A 23,697-nucleotide genomic window follows, 5' to 3' on the forward strand; every position below is an offset into this window, starting at 1 on the left:
ACTTTCGGAAATTTTCATAACTGCATTCCGCATTATATGCGAATATATCTAACATTTTAGGGTTTATTATTTTCTAACTAATAAAATTGCATTGTTTTCAAAATAAATGGAAACAACTAGTTTTGATACAAGGTAAAATTAACGTATCATCCAAATTATACTTAACGTCTAAAAAACTTATACCATATAAATTGTGTGATATTTTATATAGAAGTTTATTAGAATATAATAAACTAACATGTAACATATTAAGGATAAATATTCTTAAAAAGATACCTAATTTGTGAGCTAAATGTGGAAAAAGGATATTCCATTATTAGTTGCCATATTAATTATATTAAGTATAGGACTACCCTTTAAGTTAGCAGTATCACAGTCTTCATCAGTACAACCAGAAGGTAGTATTGTTGTAGTAGCAAATCCTGTTGGTACATGGCAAGATGTATTTAATCCATGGAATTCTCCTACTGCTAGTTATGATGGTGAGTGGTTTATTTATGAGCCATTAGCATTAGTTAATTATGGTACTGGTCAGATTATTCCTTGGCTAGCTACTAATTGGACTTGGACCACTGGTTACGTCACAACTGCTAATGGTACTAAAATACAAACACTAGCACTAATACTGTATTTGAGGCATGACGTGTACTTCACTGATGGTACACCATTTAACGCAACAGCAGTATGGTACACAATAGCACTAGAACAAGCATACCCACAACTAGGATACTTGGCTAACTACGTCGCCAACATGACAATAATAAACCCATACGAAATAGAAATAGTATTCAAACCAGGGACAACCCACATGATTCTGTATACGGTACTAGAACAGTTTATTGTTGATCCTGCTCAATGGGGTAAGTACTTCCCAGTTGAACAATTACCTAATGGCACATACGTAGGCCTAAACAAGACTGGGAATCCATATACTTGGCAAGATCCAGATCCAATAGGCACTGGACCATACATGTTATACAGCTTCTCACCACAAGAGATAGTACTAGTAGCTAATCCACACTACTGGATGCCGGGAGAACCAAGAATAAAGTACTTGCTATTCCCAGCGTATGCTAGTAGTACTCAAGCAGCAACTGATTTATCACTAGATAAGATACAATGGGCAGGTCTTTCAATTCAAGATATTCAGCAAGTTTTCGTCTCTAAAAACCCAGAATACAATCATTACTTTTTCCAACATGTTACATCACCAGGCGTACTATATCTTAATGATTTAAGATGGCCTCTTTCTGACCCAATATTAAGACAAGCAATAAGTTTAGCTATAAATAGAACTGCAATAACTTACTTAGTTTACTATAACTATACTACTCCAGCTATAGCTTTACCAGTAGCAACAGGTCAACTAAGCTACTTTAATTCTACTGTACTACAATTAGCTCAAGAATTAGCTCCTCCACAAGGTAATGCTACTGCTGCTTTACAATTGCTTGAATCGAATGGTTATAAATTAGTTAATGGTCAGTTAATTGCGCCAAATGGTACTCCAGTTCCTACGATGACGATAGAAGCACCCGCTGGATCAACTGCTTGGGACGCTGAAATAAATCTCATAGCGCAAGATTTAAAGCAAATAGGTATAAATGTACAAGTGATAACGCCTCCATTTACTACGGCATTGAATGATCTACTAACTGGTAACTTTTGGATGGAACGAATATATCTATTATCAACTGGACCAACCCCAATAATGTTCTTCCAGGCCTTTCTATATAATACTGTAAATACACCGGGTAATATTACTCCAATAGGTAATAGTACTACAAACGATGTAGTAAGGTTAAATTTATCATTAAGGTTAACTCCTAATTCTCCACCTATAATTAAGCTATATCAATATGCAATGGGGAACTATACCAATTTAACTGCATATGAAAATCTGCTGAACGAGATTGGAATGTTCTGGCTAAAGTACATGCCAGCAATTGTTCTGATTAATGGTTGGGTGAATTATGAATACGTTAATAGCAGTGTTGCGGGCTGGGTTACGCCACAGCACAACTATTGGATAGGTGCCCCGTGGTACAATCCACCTTTGCCTGTTGTTTTGGCTTTACATTTGGTTAATCAGTCTGTTCCAGAGCCGTGGTGGTATTATACTTCACAAGTTCCTCAGAGTTGGTACACATCAAATGATCCATTCGTCTATCAACCAACAACAACTAGCACAAGTACCACTACTTCAACTACCACAACTACATCAACAGTGACCAGTGTTTCCACAACAAGCACAACACTAACGAGCACAACAACACAAGTTTCAACTAGTACAACAACCGTAACCCAAACAGTAACTAGCTCATCATCAAACATGGGATTATACATAGCAATAGCCGTAGTAGTCATAATCATAGTAATCATAGGAGTAGTACTAGCACTAAGAAGAAGATAAGAACATTAGACTATAAATAAAAATCAAATCCTTCAAAAAGTAAAAAGCTTTTTTATTTTATTCATTCTATTTTTACTTCTGATAAGAACATCCGTCTATCGCTTAGCGGTCTTGTGTCTTTAACCTTAAAACTATCCTTTAGAACTATATCTTCAGATGATCTTCCTATTAACACATCGTAGTCTCCCTTTTCTACTACTAATCTCATATAGCGATCATAAAATGAAAGAGTCTCTACTGGTAAGTTAAACACTACTCTCCTCTTTTCACCTGGTTTTAGGTATACTTTAGCGAATCCCTTTAATTCTTTAACTGGTCTAGCTACGTTAGAATAAGGCTTGGATATATATAGCTGTACAGTTTCTTCTCCTTCCATTTTCCCTACATTTTCAACAGTTACCGAAATCTTAACATAACCTTGAGGGCCTACCTCTTTAGGCATTACCTCTAGATTAGAGTAGGCGAATTCGGTATAACTTAGACCGTATCCGAAGGGGAATAATGGCGCTGAACGCATCATGACATATGGTCTAAATGATGAAGGTTTCCTATTATAGTAAAGGGGGAGTTGTCCAGTATCCATAGGAAATGATATAGGCAATCTACCACTAGGATTATAATCCCCGAAAAGAACATCGGCTATGGCATTACCTCCTTCCTCACCTGGGAACCATGCTTCTATCACAGCTTTAACATAATCAATTATTGGTGTTAGCACTAAAGGTCTTCCATTTGTTAGAACTAATATTATAGGTTTTCCGGTTTTATACAGTTCTTTAATTAGTTCTTCTTGTACTCCGGGTAATCTTAAACTGGTTCTATCATTACCTTCTCCGGTTACTGCTTGATATTTTTCAAATTGTTCTTTACTTGGAACATCTGTCCATGATAGAGGTAAACCGGATTTTTCTCCCATTACAGCAACTATCACATCAGATTTATTGGCTATTTCAATTGCCTCTGCAAATCCATCTCTGGACTCAGTTGCGATATCACAACCTTTAGCGTAAAGTACTTTTCCATTTACTTTTCTCATTATTCCCTGCAATACTGTAACTACCTCTATACCTCCTTCAAGATTTAAATGCCCCATATATGTGTAATCTCCCAATAGATTTCTAGCCTCATTAGCATTGGGACCTATTACGGCTATATTTACATTTTTACTTAATGGTAGTATACCATCATTTTTAAGGAGAACTATTGATTTTCTAGCTGCCTCTAAGGCTAATTCCCTAGATTTTTGGTCGTCTAGTTTTTCAGGAACGTTATTCTCATTGACAAAGGGATTATTAAATAAGCCAAGTCTTTCCTTTATCCTCAATACCCTTTCTACCGCCCTATCTATCATTGCCTCTGAAATAAGGCCTTCTTTAACTGCATTCATTAATGGCTCCCCATAACAATCTACGTTGGGAAATTCCATATCGACACCTGCCTCTAAAGCCAGTATTCCAGCCTCCATTTTGTTTGATGCCACTCTGTGTATTGTTTCTAGCTGTCTTATACCATCATAGTCAGATACTACTATTCCATCAAATCCCCACTCTTGTCTCAGAGTTTTAGTTAGTAACTCCATATTGCTGTGAGATGGAATTCCATCAATTTCATGATAAGCTGGCATTATAGACATTACTTTTCCTAATTTGACTGCAACTTCAAAGGGGAAGAGAAATACTTCTCTCAATTCTCTATTACCCACATGAACTGGAGCAATGTTTCTTCCACCTTCGGGAAAACCATGGCCTGCGAAGTGTTTAGCTGTGGCTACGAGTTCATTCTCACCTTGTAAGCCATTAATATATGATAAACCGATTGACGCTACGAGATAGGGATCCTCTCCAAACGTCTCTTCACATCTTCCCCATCTGGGATCTCTACACACATCTAAAACTGGAGAAAGACATTGATGGATTCCAACTAATCTTCCTTGATATCTTATTGTGGAAGCTACGCTTTTAACTAATTCCATATCCCATGTACTAGCTAAGTTAATTGCTTGAGGAAAAGAAGTACCAGTATATCCCATTAAACCAGAAAGACATTCTTCATGTATTATTGCGGGTATTTTTAATCTAGTATTTTCCATAAGGAACTTCTGAACCTTATTTATAATACTTGCGACTTCTTTAGGTTTTAAACCCAATCTGCTTCCAGCTACCCTAGTAATTTGCCCTATTCCAAAACGTAATATTTTTCTAGCCTTCTCTTCTGAGAATTCCTTGCCTTCGAGTAAATTATCTATTGGAGTAGCTTGTAGTTGTGCAATCTTTTCCTCTAAACTCATGTGGCTTAATATTTTCCTTACACTTGTCACGTTAATAGAACAACCTATAGAATATTTAAGAGTTTGGGCTTACATGTTACAATACCCCTTTAGTTACCTAAGTAGTTATGATATTCATTATAATAAATAATAATTTATTTCCCTCTTTTCTTATTTAACTTAAAATCCAGTTGTTCCCTCTCAATTGAGGATATGTAGTTTAAAATAGCCTTCCGACTTCCCTTCTCTATTCTCTTCATTGTTTTCTCGAAATTAATTAGTTCTTCTCTAGCGTAATCTACTCCTAATGAGCTTAAAATTTCTAGATCCTCTTTTGAAATTGCAAATCTTAACACTAGGCCGTGTAAAGCCCTTTTTTGACTTAAATATGTTGCTGACCCTAAGGGAGTGTGTATTTCCCACTTCGCTTCACCGTAACCGAAGCGTAAATGTACCTCAACATTGCCTCTTCGTAATGTCCTAGGAGCTACCTTTTCAAATCCTATCATCATCAACGCTTTATAAAGGCTTACCATATTAATTACCTATTTTCCTTCATACGTATTTTGCCTATAATTTCACAACTCATTTATAATCTTTCTCAAGTATGAAAGGTACTTCGGCAATATTACATCACTATCTTCTATTTCAGGGTGCCACAATTTCTCCCACTCAACTGATACGTAATACTTATAGTTATCGACTTTAAGATCTTTTATAATCTTCGATAAGGGAACTACACCTTTACCGGGTTCAACGAATATTCTCTTGTTATCTCTTATTACGAAATCCTTAATGTGGACTTGAAATATCCTTTTAGCTATGAGTGGATAAACTTCATCATGTGAATCTCCAGCGAAAATTACATTTGCAGGATCATATACAAAACCGATTTCATAATCTAAATTTTCTATCAACTTAACCAAGTTATCCTTTCTCGCTAAACTATCATGAGTTTCTACCAATATTTTGACGGAATAGTCACGTGCTATTTTACTCATTCTATTTAACGAATCCGCTATTTTATGTATAACATTTTCTTCAGAGAACTCTCCACCATATATTCTCACACCTAATGCGTTTAGGATATTAGCTATCTTAATTAAAGTTTCCAATATTCTCTCATTTCTCCTTCTTTCGTTCTCATCTTCTGAGGAAAATCTAGCGTATCCTGCTAAATCCGATATTTTAATAGAAGAGAGAATTTCTAAGATCTCTCTACTTATTGGAAATTCTGGTTTTAAGTGCCTCCCATCATCTGCAACCCTTAACTCTAATCCGTCAAATCCAAACCTATTTACTCTCTCCACGACCTCTTTTAGACCTAACTCGGGATAAGCTAAGCTTGAAAATACAATTTTCATTAAATGACATGTTAGCAGTATTCTTAAAAATCTTTATACGAGTGTATAGTTATGGAAGGAGTATTCTTAACTAACGTAACACCATTTACTAAATCATTGGACTTAGATTTGGAGGGTTTAAGGAAGATGATTGAATTTGCGGAAAATGTTGGCTATAAGTATATAGTACCTTTAGGTACTGCAGGTGAGTTCTCGTCTCTGACATTTGAGGAGAAAGTAATAGTAGTGGATACGGTAAGGAAAGCATTAAATAAGGGAGAGATCATAGCTGGAGCATCATCAACTTCGTTCTTAGAGACCAGTGAACTTTGTAGAAGGTATAAGGAAATAGGTGTGGATAAGATAATGATTACACCGCCATATTACTTGAAGGGTAATGACAAAGGTCTTTTAGACTATTTCACAAAGGTAAGTCAGTCATGCGATTCCACTATTGTAATATATAACAATCCATCTACAGTTGGAGTAGATCTTTCACCTCAGCTTTTAAAGAAGTTAAGCGATTCTATACCGAATTTTAAAGCATTAAAGGAAGCTAGATATAACGTAGTGGAATTTAAGGAGGTGGAGAGATTAATAGGGAATAAGGTAGACGTTATAGATGGACTAGAGGAGAGGGCACTATTAGGACTTGTATTAGGTGCTAAAGGGTTTACAACGTCAATGGGATCGTTTTCTGCATTACCACTTAAGATTTTTGAAAGCTATAGGGCACGTAATTTAGAGAATTCTATACGGCTATATAATACACTTTTAGAGTATAGGGCCTTTATCAAAACTCCATTAACGATGTCGCATTTAGCCAAGTTAGGTGCTTGGTTAAGAGGATTAATATCAAGTTATGTTGTTAGACCACCATTGCCAAATCTGGATGATGTGGTAAGTGATGATATTAAGAAGAAAATGATAGAAAAAATAAACGACATAATTTCTGTTGAAAAATTATAGACTTACTGTTTTTTATTCGATTCTCTAGTCTAAATTAACTGTTTGCCTACACGATTTGCTTTTCTTTTTTAGAATGCGATAAGTGCCTAACCCACTTTAACCTATCTTACTATACAATACTTGATATTTTGATAATTTTTCCCAGTCAAATTCTATTCCATGTCCAGCCTTATCTGGAGGAATCGCGTAGCCATCTTCAAATTTTAACGAAGACTTCAGAACTCCACTATCATTTAAATTACTTCCCGGTAAGTGTTCTAGGAACAAAGCATTCTTTATTGCGGATAAAACTTGTACTGAAATCTCCTCACCGAAATGTGGTGCCATTGGTAAACCTAAGGATTCTGCAAGCTTAGCGTATTTCATCCACTCTGTTATACCTCCACTTCGCAATACATCTAATTGAACAATATCTACGCATTTCTCAATTATTAGTCTAGTTTGCTCAAAACCGTTGTATAAGCTTTCTCCAGCAGCTATGGGAATGTCAAGCTTCTCCCTTAGCATCTTATATTGATCTAATAAATCGGCTTCTATGGGCTCTTCTAACCAGTAAACGCCTAAGTCATACAATACCTTACCTCTTCTTATGGTATCTTGGAAATTCCATCCCCTATTAACGTCAACCATCAAGGGATAACTACCTATTACCTCCTTCACAGCTTTTATCCTCTCTATATCCTCCTCAAAATTTGGCTTTCCAACCTTTATTTTAAACGCCTTAAACCCCATATTCTTAAACTTCTTTACATCATCAACTAATTCTTCAATAGAGAAATTAAGATCTATTGCACTTCTATAAGCTTTTACCTTTGGAGACTTTGGACCTCCTAACATCTCGTATAATGGCAAATCATGAGATTTAGCTAAACCATCCCATAACGCAATATCTATAGCGGAGTAAGCTAGCCTACTTAAGCCTTCTAAGCCATAGGAATAAGTTAATGACCACACTTTCTTGTTAAGCGTTAAAGGGTCCAAATCCCCTTCAGAAAGAAGTTCCTTTGCCCAATAATCAGTTATTAAGTGGAAAATTGAACTACCCCCTCTACCTTGAGTGTAAGTCCAACCAATACCCTCTATATTATTAGAGAATTTTAGCCTGACTATAGTCCATTCATAAGCAGTAAATCTAGCTATGGAATTCTCTTGAATATGTCTTGATGGAATTTTATACAATCCCACTTCTACGCTTGTTATCCGCATATTAATATCAAAAGATCTTAAAAATAAAAACTTTATTTCGAAAATTGAACATTAATCAATATATTAGGCATTACATGCTTTGCCTCTAACCATTCAACTAATTCACGTTACGAATTCGTAGGACTGTCATTCTAGACCTTAAAAGCAAGTTAGGACAAAAAAGTTTTGATCTTACTATATAACTCCTTAACTGTTTTAGCTGATAACTTGGGTTGTCTATCTCTAGTAAATATACCCTTTCTATTGAGTATTGACCTCATGGGACTTTGTGTACTTCTAAAATCTGCAAAATTCCATATGTGTAATCCTACAATGTAGTCTCTTCTCATTAAAGTCTCGACGTAGCTTCTTATCATTTCTTCTTGATATTCTTCAGACCACATCTGCGGTGGATCACTGTGAAGACCTAGAATTGCATCAGCACCGAACTCAGTTATCATTATGGGCTTATCTGGAAACCTTTTATGTATTTCCTCAATTTCTCTTAACATTATGCTAACTCCTTTAGATATCTCACCCCATTCCGTGTACCAACCATGATAATAATTAAGGGAAATGACGTCAACACAACCTAAAGCTAAATCGTTTATAGACCTATGAGATGCAAATGTCGTTCCTCGCGTAGGATCAAGAACCTTAAAGTATTCAGCTATCTTTCTAATGAACTCCGCCACTTCTGGGATATCACTTGGTGGTTCATTAGTTACACTATACATTATAACCGAAGGTCTGTTTTTATGTTGCTTTATCATCTCGTTTATTACACTCTTAGCTTTCTCTAAATACCTCTCATCACTAAATAATTTAGCGATTTCCTCCTTGTTTAATATCCTATTAATATTTGAGTAACATAATGGTGGTTCCAGTATAACTAAAAAGCCTAGTTCATCCGCAAGATCTAAATGTTCATCAGAATAGGGATAATGAGAGGTCCTAAAGGAATTTGCCCCTATTTTCTTCATAAGGTAAAAGTCTCTGATTAGCACAGCACCATACATATACTTTCCTAACACTGGAAAGTCTTCATGCCTTCCGAACCCTTTAAGGAATATGGGTCTATTATTTAAATATATTCTACCGTTTCTGATTTCAACATCTCTAAAACCTATTCTCTCATACACCGAGTCTCTTAATTTATGATTTACGTAAACGTCTAGTATGAGTATATAAAGATTAGGACTTTCTGGATCCCATGGTTTAACGTTATTAACGCTTCTCTCGTATTCTACTATTCTAGATTTAGCTCCCTTAATTTCGTCCTCCAATATTAAATTATTCATTTCCTTATCCATTAGTCTAATTTTCAAATCATATTCGTTACAGTTAACTTCTGCCTTTAATCTTAATTTCCCATTAGCTTTAGTGTGTATAGTTAAATCCTCTACATGACATTCATCGGCTAACTCGATATATACAGGCCTATGAATTCCACCATAGTTGAAGAAATCAAAGGCAGTTACGTTTAATTCTTTAGCCGGAGGGAGGTTATGTACATCTGGCTTATTGTCTATTCTCACAATAATATTGTTAAAATCTCCAAACGTTAACTTGTCTTTGATTGAAAATTTAAATTTGGTAAAAGATCCCTCATGTGACCCAATATAAGACCCATTAATCCAAACTTTAGTAAAATAACCAGCTCCATCAAATATAATCCAGGCTTCCTTATTGTTATGCTCTTCATTTATGAAGACTTTCTTCTCATACCATGCAATACTGGAAAATTGGTCCCAATCCGGATTTTGCTCGTTCCAAGAAGCAGGTACATAAATGACGTCATCTGACTCAAAGCCTCCATACCAATTTTCTTTCTCTCCGAGATCTCTCTCATCTAATCTGAACTTCCAGAAACCTTCAAGGGATATTCTTTGCCTATACCAAGACCGCATAAGAGGATTAAAAATAGAGTTACGTTTTAAAGATTTTCTTTAATGCAAAAATGTAGTTACTAGTTATAAATGCCGTGGAAGACAGTTCCCATAAAAGCGTGAAATTTTGAATACTACAATTACAATTTGCTTTTCAGATCTCACCCTAGATGTGGATGATAAATTCCCGAGTAGTGATAGGGTTAAATCAAGATGTGGGGGTTTTCTCAAAGGGTTAGTGGGGTTCCCCGCGAAGGGAATTGAGAAGGATGAACAAGTTATCCACGACTTCTGTGAAATCCAGGGATCGAGAGTTGAATACAGGAGACCCAAACCAAAAAACCTCAATTATTGTTTTATATAATTTCTTTTTTTAAAGATATATTATCTTTAACAATTCTCACATTGCTGACTTCCTTTTATAATGCAAAGAAACAAAGTTAATAGATAAATGTTAATCCTCTTGAGTCTATAAAAACAGTAACGCTAAATGCTTAAATAGTGAAGCGAACCATTACGATTGTGGATAGAAGTTGGAAAAACCTAAACTAGTTTTAAAAGAATTCGTTCAACATAATGAAGTAGCGTTAGGTCACCATCAATTTAGGTCGTTATATATTGGTTTTCACCCCATGTCAAAGAATATGATAGTCCATGATGGTCATGCAGCGAAAGTTTACTCTAATGGCGAGGTCATATATAGATATGAAAAATTAGGAAGAGCACCAAGAGTTGCAGGTGACACACACGCTGCATTAACATGGTCTAAAGATTTATTGTTTATAGGAGGTTGGTTAAAAGCCCCACCAGGGATGATAGAGGTCGCTCAATACGAAAGAATTCTAAAGTATCAGGATATGAGAAATAAATACAGTCACATACATGCGATTTACGATAATGATAAGGTAGAGGTATTATGGAGTAGAAAATGGGACGATAAAATACCTCCAAACAACTGGTATGGAGAGGTCACCGATTTATTATATGATGAGCATGAGGATTCAGTATATTTCAGTAGAGCTGATGGACATGCAGAATTGGGCTTATGGAAAGTTGGTGTATCTACTAGGGATGCAGAGTTCATAGTAAAAAATCGAACTGTTTATAAAATGGAAATGAAAGATGATAAAATATTTGCTACAATATTTAATCCAATTCACACAGATATTTCATCAATACTCGTTTATAATACACTTAACGGTGAACACAAATTTGTGGAGTCTTTTGATTTCCCTCTAGATAACAACAAGAAAATACAGATAAGACGAGTAGGAGGGCAAATAGTACAAATACAGAATAAGTTAATAGCGTTCTATGGTGGAGCCCTCATTCATATTGACCCTCAAAAAGATATATACAAGCTATATCCTTTCCTAGAAATACGTAATCCAGAGTCGGAAAGACCATCATACATCCCCGGTTTCAGAGCTCAAAAAGTCTACATAATGGGAATACCAATCATACCTGCTAATCCAGCTGAGGATCTAAGAGATATGTCAGCTAGAACTACATTTGGATTACTACTCAGAATTGACCCTGTAGTACCTCAGATAATTTCAGAGAGTGGCGCTGTTTTTGGAATGGCACATGATGGAGAAAATCTTTATGTTGGTGCCTCATATGCAAACCATACTGGGGTATATACTTATAGATCAGGTGATGGAGGAATATTTGCTATTCCAGTAAAAGAGCTATTCAAGAAACCGTGGAATCCAATAAGAATGTGGATTCACGACGGCGCTTATTCGCCTACTGCGGGAATAGACGGATGGTTTGGTGGTATACCTCTAAAAGGATTTTCAGAAAAGAAACTGAGAGTTTATTCACCAAAGTCTACTAAAATAAGAGTAGCTGAATATTCATTATTCTCTAAGGTGAGAGAGGATAGTCTAACGCTAAATACTGGATGGAACATGATAAACCTAAATGATTATTATGACATGGTAGCATTCAAGCTAGATGAAAACCTGGATCTGCTTCAAGCTGAAATAATACTAGAGTGAAGTAATTCATTACCTGAATTTTTCTAGGTCTCTATTTCATTACCTTCTTTTACATTAACTTCAATACCGTTTATTTTGCATTTAAGCTCACCGTGATACACTTTAATCTTAATTTTACCTTCATTTATCTCTATTGAACCCCACGCTGTTGGAAGGAGGAGGATCCAACTTATATTTCTTTTCTTATCAATACTCACATCCCTATCTAACCAATTTACTCTTAAGCCTTCAATTGAATGTATCATTGACAACGCAACTAATGGCCTCATATATCTAGCTCCCCACTCAATATGATTCCAAAAGTTGCCAGCTAATTCATACCTTTCATAAACGTTCCTAAGAATCTTCTTGGCATACTCATCGAAACCATTATATAACATATGTGATGCTAGATAGAACTCTACTCCACTCCACGGAGTCTTAGACTGTATAGATAGAGGGACTCCTAATGGTGTTATCTCTTCACTTGAAGATCCGTTTATTAATCCCTCCTCTTCTCTGTAATTATACTTCATTATTGAAGAGAACACAGACTTCCTTGTCTCGTAATCTAAAAATTCCGATAATCCTAACAGCTGAACATACCAGTCTCCTATTATTTGCGAAGCGTTAGAAGAACTATCTCTTAATCGTGACACTGGATCATACCAGTTTATGAGATACTCACCATTCCACAGATATTTTACTATCTTATCAAATAGTTCCTTTACCTCAAAATTCCCCTCCCTACCAAGCCTTTTTGAGGCATCGTTTAAAGCCTCTAGTGAGGCTAACCATAGGAAGGAGACAAATGAGGAGTAACCTAGCCAAGACCAATCATCTAAAGTTTGCATTGATAAAGAGAGAGAGTGATAGCCAAGAATCTTATGAGCGTCATTAACATTTAACATATTGTTAACGTGGCGAATCCATTCTATTCCAGACGGTAGAGTGAGGTAAGGTAAACCCTCAAGAGTCTGAGTCCTCATTATACTTTCTATTGCTCCCTTTGCAATATCATAAACTTCTTTTAATAATTTCTCATCGCCAGTATATTTTGATACTAAATAATATAATAATACAAATTCTGGATTAATATCTATTCTCTCATAAGTATCTACGTTCAAAGAGTGGCGAATGTAATGAGGCATTCTACCTTTAGGATCTTTACCCGTTTCTTTTACAATCCTCTTTATTGTCTCGTATAGTTTATTAACATCAGTACTTATAGTTGGATCTTTTCTCACTTCTTCCTTATATTTAATTAAATTCTCTGGAAATGAGAGTGCTAATATCACATATTCTGGAGTATTCTCCTTAAGACTTCTACTTGAAAGATCTCTAACAACGTTTTTAGCTAATTCTGGAAATAATAACATTACACCCGGCAGTGCGTACAGTAAAACGTCTATTGTGTTCAAGGCAGTATTTTCCGGGCCATCAGTATAGGGATACTTACCTATCTTCCTCTGATCTGATGTGTCAAAATAACCTTCCCATAATCCGAAGAATCCGTCCTTAGATAACCAACTGCTTTTCACTAAAGTAGCTATCTGGGCACCAATGAGATCAGCTATCCATTCTTCTACTCCCTTAGGTTTATATAGCAAATCATGAAATTGCGTAGTCTTATCCTCAAGATAATTGAGATTCTTAACAACATAGTCCACTATCTCATTACAATTATTGAAGAAGTTCTCATAATAATGGCCAATCCTTCTACCATCCTTTAGGACGAAATTTGGAAAATACCAAGATAATATAAACGTTACTTCTCTTCCCTTACCACTTACTATTCCTAGTCTATCTCCCTTCTTTTCCTTTAACCTTTTACCCCTATAATCATCCCAGAAATCGAAAATTTGATTATAACCAACAACACTAGTTTCTTTTCCTATCACTTTAATACAGATATTACCTCGATATCTAGGATCTTCAGACTCGGTCTCACCTCTAAAGGTGATAACATCGCCGCCTATCAGATCTATTTGACCCTTTTCAAATGGATTATTTACTCCAAAGAAAAATCTAGCATTATCATCGCCATCACTATTGAATTTAAAAATAGCGACCGGTAAAGCTGAATTTTTAACGTCTAATGGTATCAATGGTGAAAACGATTTTAATGAAACTGGTATATCATATCTTAAATACGCTATGGGAGGTTCTCCGACAAACTCCACTTCCTTAACTGGTCTTATCCAAGGCCTTGTATAAGGATTTGCACCAAAATAGTAATCATATGATTGCAATATTCTAACTTTCCCTTTATAATCTACAGCGAAAAAAGAGTCAAATTCATTTAAAAAATATTTATATCTATCCTCGTTTCTCTCAGCAATCCCACCGTTATTAAATATTGTCCATGAGTATAATCTGCCATCAGCTCTTATCTCCACTGACCCAGTACCAATACCACCTAATGGTACCCCAGAATCTAGTGTATAAGCGTATTTATATTTCATGAGTTTCCCCTATACAGAAGGTAATAAATAAGCTTTAAGCTCTCTATTCTTCTACATGTCACATGGAATTAAAACCATTTGGAAGTTACAAGGCAATTTTAGGAGAAAGTCCGGTGTACGATAAAGCCCTGAATACTTTATTCTGGGTAGATATAGAAGGGAAAAAGATAATTCTATATAATCTGGAGACAAATGAAGAAAAGTATCTTAGTACACCAGATTTGGTTACTTCTCTTTGTGTCATTGATAATGAGAGAATCATAGTTACATTAAGGCATGGCTTCTATACTGTCAGTTTAAATGATAACGAGATAGCCCCGATTTATGAGTTAAAAAATGATAAAGAAAATAGATTTAACGATGGCAAGTGCGATACAAATGGTAGATATTGGGCAGGCACCATGAACTTAGACATTGAAAATCCTAAACCCACAGCAAGTTTATATAAATTAAGCGGAAAGAACTTATTTAAAGTACTAGATGGCCTTTATAGATCTAATGGTTTAGGTTGGGATCCAGAAAACGAAATTTTTTACCTTATAGATACCCCATTACGAAAAGTATTTGCGTTTGACTTCGATAAGAATAGTGGAGATATTCATAATAGGAGAACAGTTATAGATTTTGGAGAAGAACCAGGTAGGCCAGATGGAATGACTGTTGATGAGGAAGGGTATTTATGGATAGCTCATTCCGGAGGCAGTAAGGTTAGTAGATGGAATCCAAAGAATGGAGAGAAAATATATGAAATAAAATTACCAGTCAAATACGTTTCCTCAGTAACTTTTGGAGGCCCAGAAATGAACCAATTGTTTATAACTACCATGAGTCGAGGAGGAGAGCCCTTAGCCGGAAAATTATTTACAATAAAATTAAATATTAAAGGTTTGCCAGCTTACAGATTTCTCCCTTATCACTAAAGATTAGCAAAAAACTAGTTTTGCTTTAAAAAAGAAAAAGAAAAAATATTTCATTTTATTAATAGTTATTTTTTACCTTCTTCTTAGTGCTAGCACTACTCCTACGATTACTATCACGATTACTACTACTGCTATTGCAATGTATAATCCAGTATTAGATGATGAAGAAGTAACAGTCTGAGTAACAGTACTTGTAGTTGTCGATACTTGAGTAGTAGTTGAAGTAACTGTACTCGTGGAAACTTGAGTAGTAGTACTTGTAGTTGTCGTCGTAGTAGTACTCGTGCTTGTAGTGGTTGAAGTTGAAGTAGTTGTCGTACTTGTTGGTTGATAGACGAATGGATCATTTGAAGTGTACCAGCTTTGAGGAACTTGTGAAGTGTAATACCACCACGGCTCTGGAACAGACTGATTAACCAAATGCAAGGCTAAAACAACTGGTAAAGGCGTAATTCCAGTAGATTCCCATGGTGGGGCTGGCCAATAATAGTTCTGTGGTGTAGGCCAACCAGTAACAGTATTATTGACATATTCATACCAATTTGCACCATAAACTACACCAAATGCTGGCATATACTTTAACCAAGCTAATGCTAGCTCATTTATCAATTGATTCTCGACAGTGGGATTAGTAATATTTCCCCAAGCGTAGTAGACTAATTGATTAACTAGAGGAGAGTTTGGGGATAACCTCGCAGATAAGTTGAACCTCTCCATGTTATAATACGTTGTGTTTCCTATTGGTGTAACATTACCAGGAGAATTCCACCAGTTCCACATATATCCTTGGAAGTAGAAAATGGGCGCTGGACCAGTAATTAAATCCCATATCATTCCCATCCAGAAGTTTCCTGTTTGCATGTAGTTGTACCAAGTGGAGAATGGGGGTGTTTGTACTTGTACGTTTATTCCTATTTGTTTCAAGTCTTGTGCTATTAGTGCTAGGTCTGCATCCCAGTCTGTCCATCCTGCTGGAGCCATTATTGTCATTGTAGGAACTGGAGTACCATTTGGAGCTATTAATTGTCCGTTAACCAACTTGTAACCGTGGGATTCTAGTAGTTGCAAAGCTCCAGTCACATTACCTTGTGGAGGAGCTATTTGCTCAGCCATTTGTAAGACAGAAGAGTTTAACACGTTTAACATTTGTAGTGGTAAGGGTAAGGGAGTAGTCGTAGGTGGCTCATACCCATACTCACCTAGGTAGTAAATTGCAGTTCTATTGATGGCCATGTAAATTGCTTCCCTCAACACTGGGTCAGTCAAGGGCCATCTCATATCATTAAACAAAACCATCTGTGGTGAACTTGGGGCAAAATAATAGTGATAGTACGCTGGATTCTTAGCTACGAAATTCTGTTGAATATCAGGTTCAAATAGTCCAGCCCAAGTTATTTGACCGTTATTTAATGCTGTATCTGCTGGTACGTTACTTGCTTCCGCAGGGAACAATATGTATTTTATTCTAGGCTCTCCGGGCATCCAGTAGTGTGGATTAGCTACTAATACTATCTGTTGTGGGCTGTAACTGTACAGCATGTATGGTCCAGTTCCTATTGGGTTTGGGTTGGCGTATGTAAATGGATTGCCGGTCTTGTTTAGTGCGACAAAAGTACCATTGGGCAATTGTTCCACTGGGAATAATTTACCCCATTGAGCGGGGTCAACGATCCATTGTTCCAATACAGTATATAAGATGATTGGAGTTTGTCCGGGTTTGAATACTATCTCTAACTCGTATGGGTTTATTATTGTCATGTTTGCAACATCTCCTGCCAATTGCCCTAGTTGTGGGTATGCTTGTTCTAGTGCTATTGTGTACCATACTGCTGTTGCGTTAAATGGTGTACCATCAGTGAAGTACACGTCATGCCTCAAATACAGTATTAGTGCTAGTGTTTGTATTTTAGTACCATTAGAAGTGGTAACGTAACCAGTGGTCCAAGTCCAATTAGTAGCCAACCAAGGAATAATCTCACCATTTAAGGGGTTTGCTAAAGCTAATGGTTCGTAAATAAGCCATAATCCCATGTATGCTGGATTATTAGGATCATTCCATGGGTTGAAATTATCTTGCCACGTACCTACTGGTGAAGCTACAACAACCATACTTCCTTCTGGCTGTACTGAGGATGATGTTTGTGAGAGTATTGGTATTGCAAAAACTCCTATACTGATTAACATTAGAGCTGTAACTATTGTGGATACAATTTTGTATTTATTCATTACATTTCGCCTATTTATACGTGCTCTTAATACTATTTAAACTTTTTCATAGAATTTTAGATATTAGAATCCTTTCAATAGACGTAGTGATATAATCCCTATCTCTAAACTAAGCTTATTCACAACATTTTAGAAAGAAAAGATTAAAAACAGTTACGTAAAAATTATTCTACTCGTTTATAAGGATCAGGGACAGCTTCTATCAATAATCTAGTGTATTCATGTTTTGGATGTGAAATTATAGTTTCCACGTCTCCTTCTTCCACTATTTTGCCATTTTTGACTACATAAACTCTATCAGCGACATAACCAATAGTTGCGATATCATGGGTAATGTACATGATGGATATTCCTTTTTCGTCTCTTAATCTCTTAAACAAATCCAATAATGAAGCTCGTATTGATGCGTCAACATTTGATACTGGCTCATCAGCTATTAATACCTTAGGATTTAACGCCAATACTCTAGCTAAGTAAACTCTCTGTCTTTGTCCCCCGGATAACTGGAAAGGATATTTATTTAGGAAGTCTTCTGGTGGAGTTAATGCAACGTCTCTTAATAATTCCTTTACTCTTTCCTCTATATCTCCCTTATATTTATGTACTTTTAGAGGTCTCTCTAAATGCCATTTAACAGTATGAGCAGGATCTAGCGACGAATAAGGATCTTGGAAAACCAATTGCACATCAGCCCTATATTCCTTTAATTGTTTTTTATTTGCCTTAGTAACATCTAAGTTCATGGGGTAATACATAATTGATCCTTTTGTAGGTTTTAATAGTCCAACTATCATCCAAGCAATTACTGTCTTACCTCCACCACTTCCACCTACCATTCCGACTATTTCATTTTTCCTTATATCCATATTAACGTCCCATATCCCTGGTCTGTGTTCTTTTCCAAATACCCCTTTTCTTACTATAAAATCTTTATATACATGTATTAATTCAATTAGCTTGCTACTCATAAGCTTTTTTCACCTCATTTCTCCACTCTGGATATCTACTACATTTATAAAATCCAAATTTATCATATACTACAGTTTCAGGCGGAGTTTCCTTACATGTACTAGTTGCAAAAGGACACCTTGATGAGAAGACACACCCTTTTGGATATCTTATAAAGCCTTCGAAATCACCAGGTATTCTGGGTAGTTTTTTACCTCTAGATCTAACAGTAGGTACACTACTTAGTAGAAGATATGTGTAAGGATGATATGCAGCTTCCAATAATGTATGATACTTACCATATTCTACAACTTGCCCACCATACATTACAGCAACGTAGTCTGATATCTGGAATAACATGGCTATATCATGGCTAATGATGACTAATGTTAGATCCTTCTCTTTTTGTATCTTCTTTAACAATTTCAAGATTTCATATTGAACTACTACATCCAATCCCGTAGTAGGCTCGTCCATTATTATTATCTTAGGACTTAAGAGAAGGGATATTGCAATTACAACTCTTTGTTTCATACCACCGGAAAGTTGAAATGGGTACATATCCAATACTTGCCTATCAGTTAATCCTACATCCTCCAATGCTCTATGAACAACGTCAATATTAGTATAGTAGTCCATTCCTTTTGCCTTTAAAATATCCATGAAGGTCTCTTTTACCTTTCTGATTGGATTTAAGGAATTTTGCGCAGCTTGTGGAACATAAGATATTATCTTACCTCTAATCTTATTTAATTCTTCTTTGGACATCGAGAGAATATCATACCTACCATCTACAATTATACTTCCACCTTGTACAAACATAGGTGGATTTACAAATCCCATTATAGTTGTAGCAAGAGTTGATTTCCCAGAACCAGATTCACCAGCGATACCAGTTATTTTCCCCTCTGGTATATCTATGCTAACATCTCTCAATACTTTTATTAGTCCATAATCTGATAGATAACCTACATTTAGGTTTTTAACAGATATGGAAACTTCACTCATTTCACAACTACCTCATTCTTTTCCTTTGCTTTTTCTAATTGCTTCATGTACTTCTTAACATCCCACACTCTGAGTCTTGGATTTGCTACTCTATCGATTCCTATGTTTATTAAGGCAAAGGAGAATGCTACTAAACCTATCATAAGTCCCGGTGGAATATACCACCACCACAGTCCTCTTAAATACGCTTCTCCACCTAAAGACCAATACAGCATGGTTCCCCAGTTAACTTGTGTTAGACTACCTAATCCAAAGTAGTAAATGAATGTGAATCCAGTTATACCATAAATGGCAGTGAAGAAGAAGTTAGATGCAATAAATGGTAAATTATTTGGTATTATTTGACGGAATATGGTGCTTAATTTAGATTCTCCAATTAGTTCAGATGATAGTATATATTCTCTTCGCCTTAATGCTAATACTAGAGATCTTAACACCCTAGATCCCCATGCCCACCCTGTTGATGAGAGTGCAAAGAGAATAGTTAGATAACCTAGTTTAAATTGAACTGCCCCCAAATATGCTCCTATTAGCTCTATAATTAAAATTCCAGGTATTATAAGAAATATTTGAGTTATTGCGCTTAATACACGATCAATCATCGTTTCGGCATATAAACCGGCTGTAATACCTACTAGAATGGATATAAAAGTGCCTATTAGACCTACTGCAAAACCAACACCTATTACTGGAAATCCACCTACTAACAATTGGGAGAAAACATCGTGTCCATAATCATCAGTACCTAGTAAATGTTGAGGTGAAGGAGGCAAATCTCTTGGGAATCCTGTATAATTAGGATTATATGGAGTATAGAAGACCCCAATTAGAGAGAATATTATTATCGCTAAGAGTATGTAGAAACCTACCCTAGCTACTCTCTGTTCCCATACGCCCCTTATAAGGTTATAGACGGGGCTGTACTTGTCTATTTTGAAGTTAAATATACCAAATCTACTTTGGGCCATTTCATACGCCCTCCGTTTCCTCCTGGCTTGTTCTAGGATCTATTATACTGTATATTATATCAGCTACGAAATTACTAAGAACCATTGCTGTAACTAACATGAAGAATATTCCGCTTAACAAGGGATAATCTAAACCGGTGATAGCTTGATTGAAATAATAACCTAATCCTGCGTAATTGAATAAATATTCTATCACCACAGCTCCTAATACGGAATAACCTATAGATATGGAAAAGCTAGTAAAATTCGGAAGTAAAGCTAACCTATAAGCTTTGCTAGCGACCATTCTTTCAGAAACACCCATTAACCTATAATAGTTCATGTAATCTTCTTGTAAAATAGGTATCATGTTATTTCTCATACCCATTATCCATCCTGCAAGAGAGAATAAAGTTAACGTTAATACGGGCAGGATCGCATGATATATAACTGACCATACGAAAGGTAAACTTAAGGTAGGTTTAAGGAACTGTAGGGTATTGTATTGCCCGCCAGTAGGAAAGATGTGAAGATTAACCGCTAAGACCTCTATAAGAATCTCACCAGTTACGAAAACTGGAAAAGTGTATAAAAACATAGTTATTCCTAACACAACGTAGTCTATTATCTTTCCTCTAGATAAAGCAGCAGCTCTACCCAGCAAATTACCAATAAAGAACGATGCAACTATTGCAGGTATAACAATCCCAAAAGTCCAAGGAGCAGCTTCTTTTAATATTGTGCCCACAGATACAGGGAACTCAGAAAGAGAAGGACCAAAGTTTAACGTTACTACCTCTTTCAAGTAATTAAAATACTGTATATAAAGAGGTTGCTGATATTGTGACAAACCTAATTGTTGAACTAGAATTTGTATTTCCTGCTGGATGTCTTGTCCGTAGTTTGCTCCAGCCCCACCAATTCTCCCGTAAATTATACTTGCTAATGCACTGCCCGGTATTAGTCTAGGAAGTACAAAATCAATTGTAATCCCGACGAACCAGACTATAATATAGTATATGCCTCTTTTAATAATGAAATCCTTCCTCATTAAATAGGCACCTAATTTAAACTTTTTAGATGACATATATAAATATTATGCGTAAGAGTTTAGATTAATATTTACACATGCTTAGTTTGTTGGGTATCTGAAGATTAAGGTTATTCTCTTAATCAGAACCGTTCGTAAAATTAGCGTTAAGTATTCAAATGGTACACACACTAATGATAATATAAACAATACTGCATGCATATTGTTGTCGCTATACCTAACAGAATTTAAGGAGAGATTCCTTTAAATAACATTAATCGTTAAAAGATATATAAATTCTCGCTTTGAAAAATATATAGTTATATCAATATTTATATCAAATAAGTAAATAATATTAATGAAACACTTTAGCACTTGCCTATATCATAGTAAAGATAAAAAATAACACAATCTTGAAAATTCATTCTTAAAGATTTTGACAGAGTATTACACGTAGGCTATCGTAGATTTTTATTTAAGTTGTTTTTACTTTATTACTTATGACGAAAAGAATTGGTGTAGCCGTAATAGGTTTAGGTTCTGTGGGAAAGACGCATGTAAAGGTCTTAAAGGAGATAGAAAAGGAAGTCGAATTTGTGAAATTAATAGCAGTAGTGGATCAAGTTAGAGCTACAGCAGAAAGCATTGGCAAACAATATGGCATATCATATTACTCCACTATTGATGACGCTCTAAAAAATCCAGAAATCGATGTGATCACTATTGCGACTCCTACATATTTACACGCACCTCAAGCCATCTTGGCGATGGAGTATGGTAAGAACGTAATTGTAGAAAAACCAATGGCAACCACTTTAGCTGGGGCTAAGGAAATGATAAGTAGAGCTGAAAAAAATAACGTAAAATTAGGTGTAATATTCCAAGAAAGATATGCCCCCGATATTAAAAGGCTTAAAAATGAAATAATAGATAATTTGGGTAAGGTGTATTTAATCGAATCCGAATTAAAATGGTACCGTGACGTAAAAGACTATTACAAGAGAGATGAGATAGCTAGAAGCTGGAGGGGTATGTGGAACACTGAAGGGGGTGGAGTTATGACAAATCAAGGAATTCATACAATAGATCTCATGATATGGCTTAACGGTGATGTGGTAGAGGTGTCTGGATTCATCGATAACTTAACTCATGAGTCTATAGAAGTGGAAGACACTGCGGTTGCAGTTATAAGGTATAAGAATGGAGCTTTAGGAACCATATCCCAAACTGTCTCCATGAAGCCTATAAACTATCAGTATAGAAAGATAAGAGTTCATGGGAGTAACGGATTCGCCGAAATTGTAGATAACAAACTAGCGACAGTAGCTGTTGAGGGAAAAATGGAGTCTAAAGAAAAGGTAGAGTATAGAGAAGAAACTATTATTCAGTGGGGGGACCTTCATAAGGCATTATTTAAGGATTTCCTAAAAGCCCTATCAGAGGATAGACGCTTCCCGATTGATGGAAAAGACGGTATGAAAAGCCTAGAATTAATTAAGGCCATATATCTATCCTCGGCCAGTAGACAGATTGTAAAGCTACCATTGGACATAAATATTGTTATTTAATTTGGAGTAATTTAATTTATTATTTCTAATTTAGCTACAAGAAGTATATTGTATGATGTTCGTAAACTATTTGTTTTGGCACGTTACCGTTACTTAAGAGAGTATGAAAAAAGTAACGCAATTTCTGGAAAAAGTCCCACAAAGTAGTAGCAAGAATGTAAAAATCGACATTGCTTTAATGCATCCAATTTAGATTCTTGATAATTTGTTTTCCATTTAATTAATAGAAATAAAACAGCTATATCAAGGTTTAACTTCTATCTTTCCCTTTAATTTCTTTTAAAACTAGTTTAGATCCCAAAACATAAGCAGTGACTACTACTTCTTAATAATTTTTTGGTTAACTTGTTAAAGCAAAGTTTAAATACCAAAATAGTTCACCTCTTCTTACCACAGCTTCATCTGGAACACAACATGAAGTAGTTAGTAAAGCAACTGCCATACTGCTATAATGAGCTAAAAGCAATATTTGTGTTCTTAGTTATTTTTACTCAAAATAAAACTAATATAATAGTTCTAGATGCAGTCTTCTAGCTGA

Annotated in this window: 15 protein-coding genes and 1 pseudogene; 5 read left to right on the forward strand and 11 right to left on the reverse strand. The window is 35.6% G+C overall.

The window, feature by feature from the left end; translation table 11 throughout:
* Positions 1–292: 292 nt before the first annotated feature.
* Positions 293–2,413, forward strand: a complete 2,121-nt coding sequence (locus V6M85_RS08855) for an ABC transporter substrate-binding protein (protein WP_338598916.1) — start codon at positions 293–295, stop codon at positions 2,411–2,413.
* A 61-nt stretch (positions 2,414–2,474) separates the two neighbouring features.
* Here the strand turns inward: V6M85_RS08855 and V6M85_RS08860 are convergent, their stop codons facing one another.
* From V6M85_RS08860 to V6M85_RS08870, 3 genes are all read right to left on the reverse strand, one after another.
* Positions 2,475–4,700, reverse strand: coding sequence for a glycoside hydrolase family 3 N-terminal domain-containing protein (locus tag V6M85_RS08860; RefSeq protein WP_422398140.1), 2,226 nt, complete (start codon positions 4,698–4,700; stop codon positions 2,475–2,477).
* Between the two features lie 134 nt (positions 4,701–4,834).
* Positions 4,835–5,215, reverse strand: coding sequence for a hypothetical protein (locus tag V6M85_RS08865; protein WP_338598920.1), 381 nt, complete (start codon positions 5,213–5,215; stop codon positions 4,835–4,837).
* A gap of 42 nt (positions 5,216–5,257) precedes the next feature.
* Complete coding sequence (locus tag V6M85_RS08870) at positions 5,258–6,043, reverse strand: sugar phosphate isomerase/epimerase (protein ID WP_338598922.1); 786 nt, start codon at positions 6,041–6,043, stop codon at positions 5,258–5,260.
* 51 nt (positions 6,044–6,094) lie between these two features.
* Here V6M85_RS08870 and V6M85_RS08875 point away from each other — a divergent pair, with 51 nt between their 5' ends.
* A complete protein-coding gene (locus V6M85_RS08875; protein WP_338598924.1) occupies positions 6,095–6,991 on the forward strand; it encodes a dihydrodipicolinate synthase family protein in 897 nt (298 codons plus the stop codon).
* A 96-nt stretch (positions 6,992–7,087) separates the two neighbouring features.
* Here the strand turns inward: V6M85_RS08875 and V6M85_RS08880 are convergent, their stop codons facing one another.
* Both V6M85_RS08880 and V6M85_RS08885 read right to left on the reverse strand, forming a co-directional pair.
* A complete protein-coding gene (locus V6M85_RS08880) occupies positions 7,088–8,197 on the reverse strand; it encodes a mandelate racemase/muconate lactonizing enzyme family protein (RefSeq protein WP_338598927.1) in 1,110 nt (369 codons plus the stop codon).
* Between the two features lie 149 nt (positions 8,198–8,346).
* A complete protein-coding gene (locus V6M85_RS08885; protein WP_338598930.1) occupies positions 8,347–10,086 on the reverse strand; it encodes a glycoside hydrolase family 2 TIM barrel-domain containing protein in 1,740 nt (579 codons plus the stop codon).
* Positions 10,087–10,598: 512 nt separating this feature from the next.
* Here V6M85_RS08885 and V6M85_RS08890 point away from each other — a divergent pair.
* Entirely contained in the window at positions 10,599–12,068 is a 1,470-nt protein-coding gene (locus tag V6M85_RS08890; RefSeq protein ID WP_338598932.1) for a DUF2139 domain-containing protein, read from the forward strand.
* A gap of 23 nt (positions 12,069–12,091) precedes the next feature.
* On the opposite strand, the gene V6M85_RS08895 is transcribed toward V6M85_RS08890, so the two are convergent.
* The gene (locus tag V6M85_RS08895; protein WP_338598935.1) at positions 12,092–14,512 is read right to left on the reverse strand and encodes a GH116 family glycosyl hydrolase; all 2,421 of its coding nucleotides are present in this window, start codon (positions 14,510–14,512) and stop codon (positions 12,092–12,094) included.
* 62 nt (positions 14,513–14,574) lie between these two features.
* Here V6M85_RS08895 and V6M85_RS08900 point away from each other — a divergent pair, with 62 nt between their 5' ends.
* A complete protein-coding gene (locus V6M85_RS08900; protein WP_338598937.1) occupies positions 14,575–15,432 on the forward strand; it encodes an SMP-30/gluconolactonase/LRE family protein in 858 nt (285 codons plus the stop codon).
* A 72-nt stretch (positions 15,433–15,504) separates the two neighbouring features.
* Here the strand turns inward: V6M85_RS08900 and V6M85_RS08905 are convergent, their stop codons facing one another.
* The 5 genes and pseudogenes from V6M85_RS08905 to V6M85_RS08925 all read right to left on the reverse strand — a co-directional run.
* Entirely contained in the window at positions 15,505–17,658 is a 2,154-nt protein-coding gene (locus V6M85_RS08905) for an ABC transporter substrate-binding protein (protein WP_338598940.1), read from the reverse strand.
* Positions 17,659–17,822: 164 nt separating this feature from the next.
* Positions 17,823–18,626, reverse strand: a complete 804-nt coding sequence (locus tag V6M85_RS08910; RefSeq protein WP_338598943.1) for an ABC transporter ATP-binding protein — start codon at positions 18,624–18,626, stop codon at positions 17,823–17,825.
* On the reverse strand, positions 18,619–19,614 hold the full coding sequence (locus V6M85_RS08915) for an ABC transporter ATP-binding protein (protein WP_338598945.1): 996 nt from the start codon (positions 19,612–19,614) through the stop codon (positions 18,619–18,621). The genes V6M85_RS08910 and V6M85_RS08915 overlap by 8 nt, the downstream gene beginning before the upstream one ends.
* Positions 19,611–20,582: an ABC transporter permease gene (locus tag V6M85_RS08920; protein WP_338598948.1), complete on the reverse strand. Its 972-nt coding sequence runs from the start codon at positions 20,580–20,582 to the stop codon at positions 19,611–19,613. Before V6M85_RS08920 ends, V6M85_RS08915 begins: the two co-directional genes overlap by 4 nt.
* 1 nt (position 20,583) lies before the next feature.
* Positions 20,584–21,615: pseudogene (locus tag V6M85_RS08925) on the reverse strand (ABC transporter permease); the annotation flags it as partial.
* Positions 21,616–22,091: 476 nt separating this feature from the next.
* Between V6M85_RS08925 and V6M85_RS08930 the strand changes: the two are divergent.
* Positions 22,092–23,159, forward strand: a complete 1,068-nt coding sequence (locus V6M85_RS08930) for a Gfo/Idh/MocA family oxidoreductase (RefSeq protein ID WP_338598951.1) — start codon at positions 22,092–22,094, stop codon at positions 23,157–23,159.
* Positions 23,160–23,697 lie beyond the last annotated feature (538 nt).

It is taken from the genome of Sulfolobus tengchongensis (assembly GCF_036967215.1).
Lineage (GTDB): Archaea > Thermoproteota > Thermoprotei_A > Sulfolobales > Sulfolobaceae > Saccharolobus > Saccharolobus tengchongensis_A.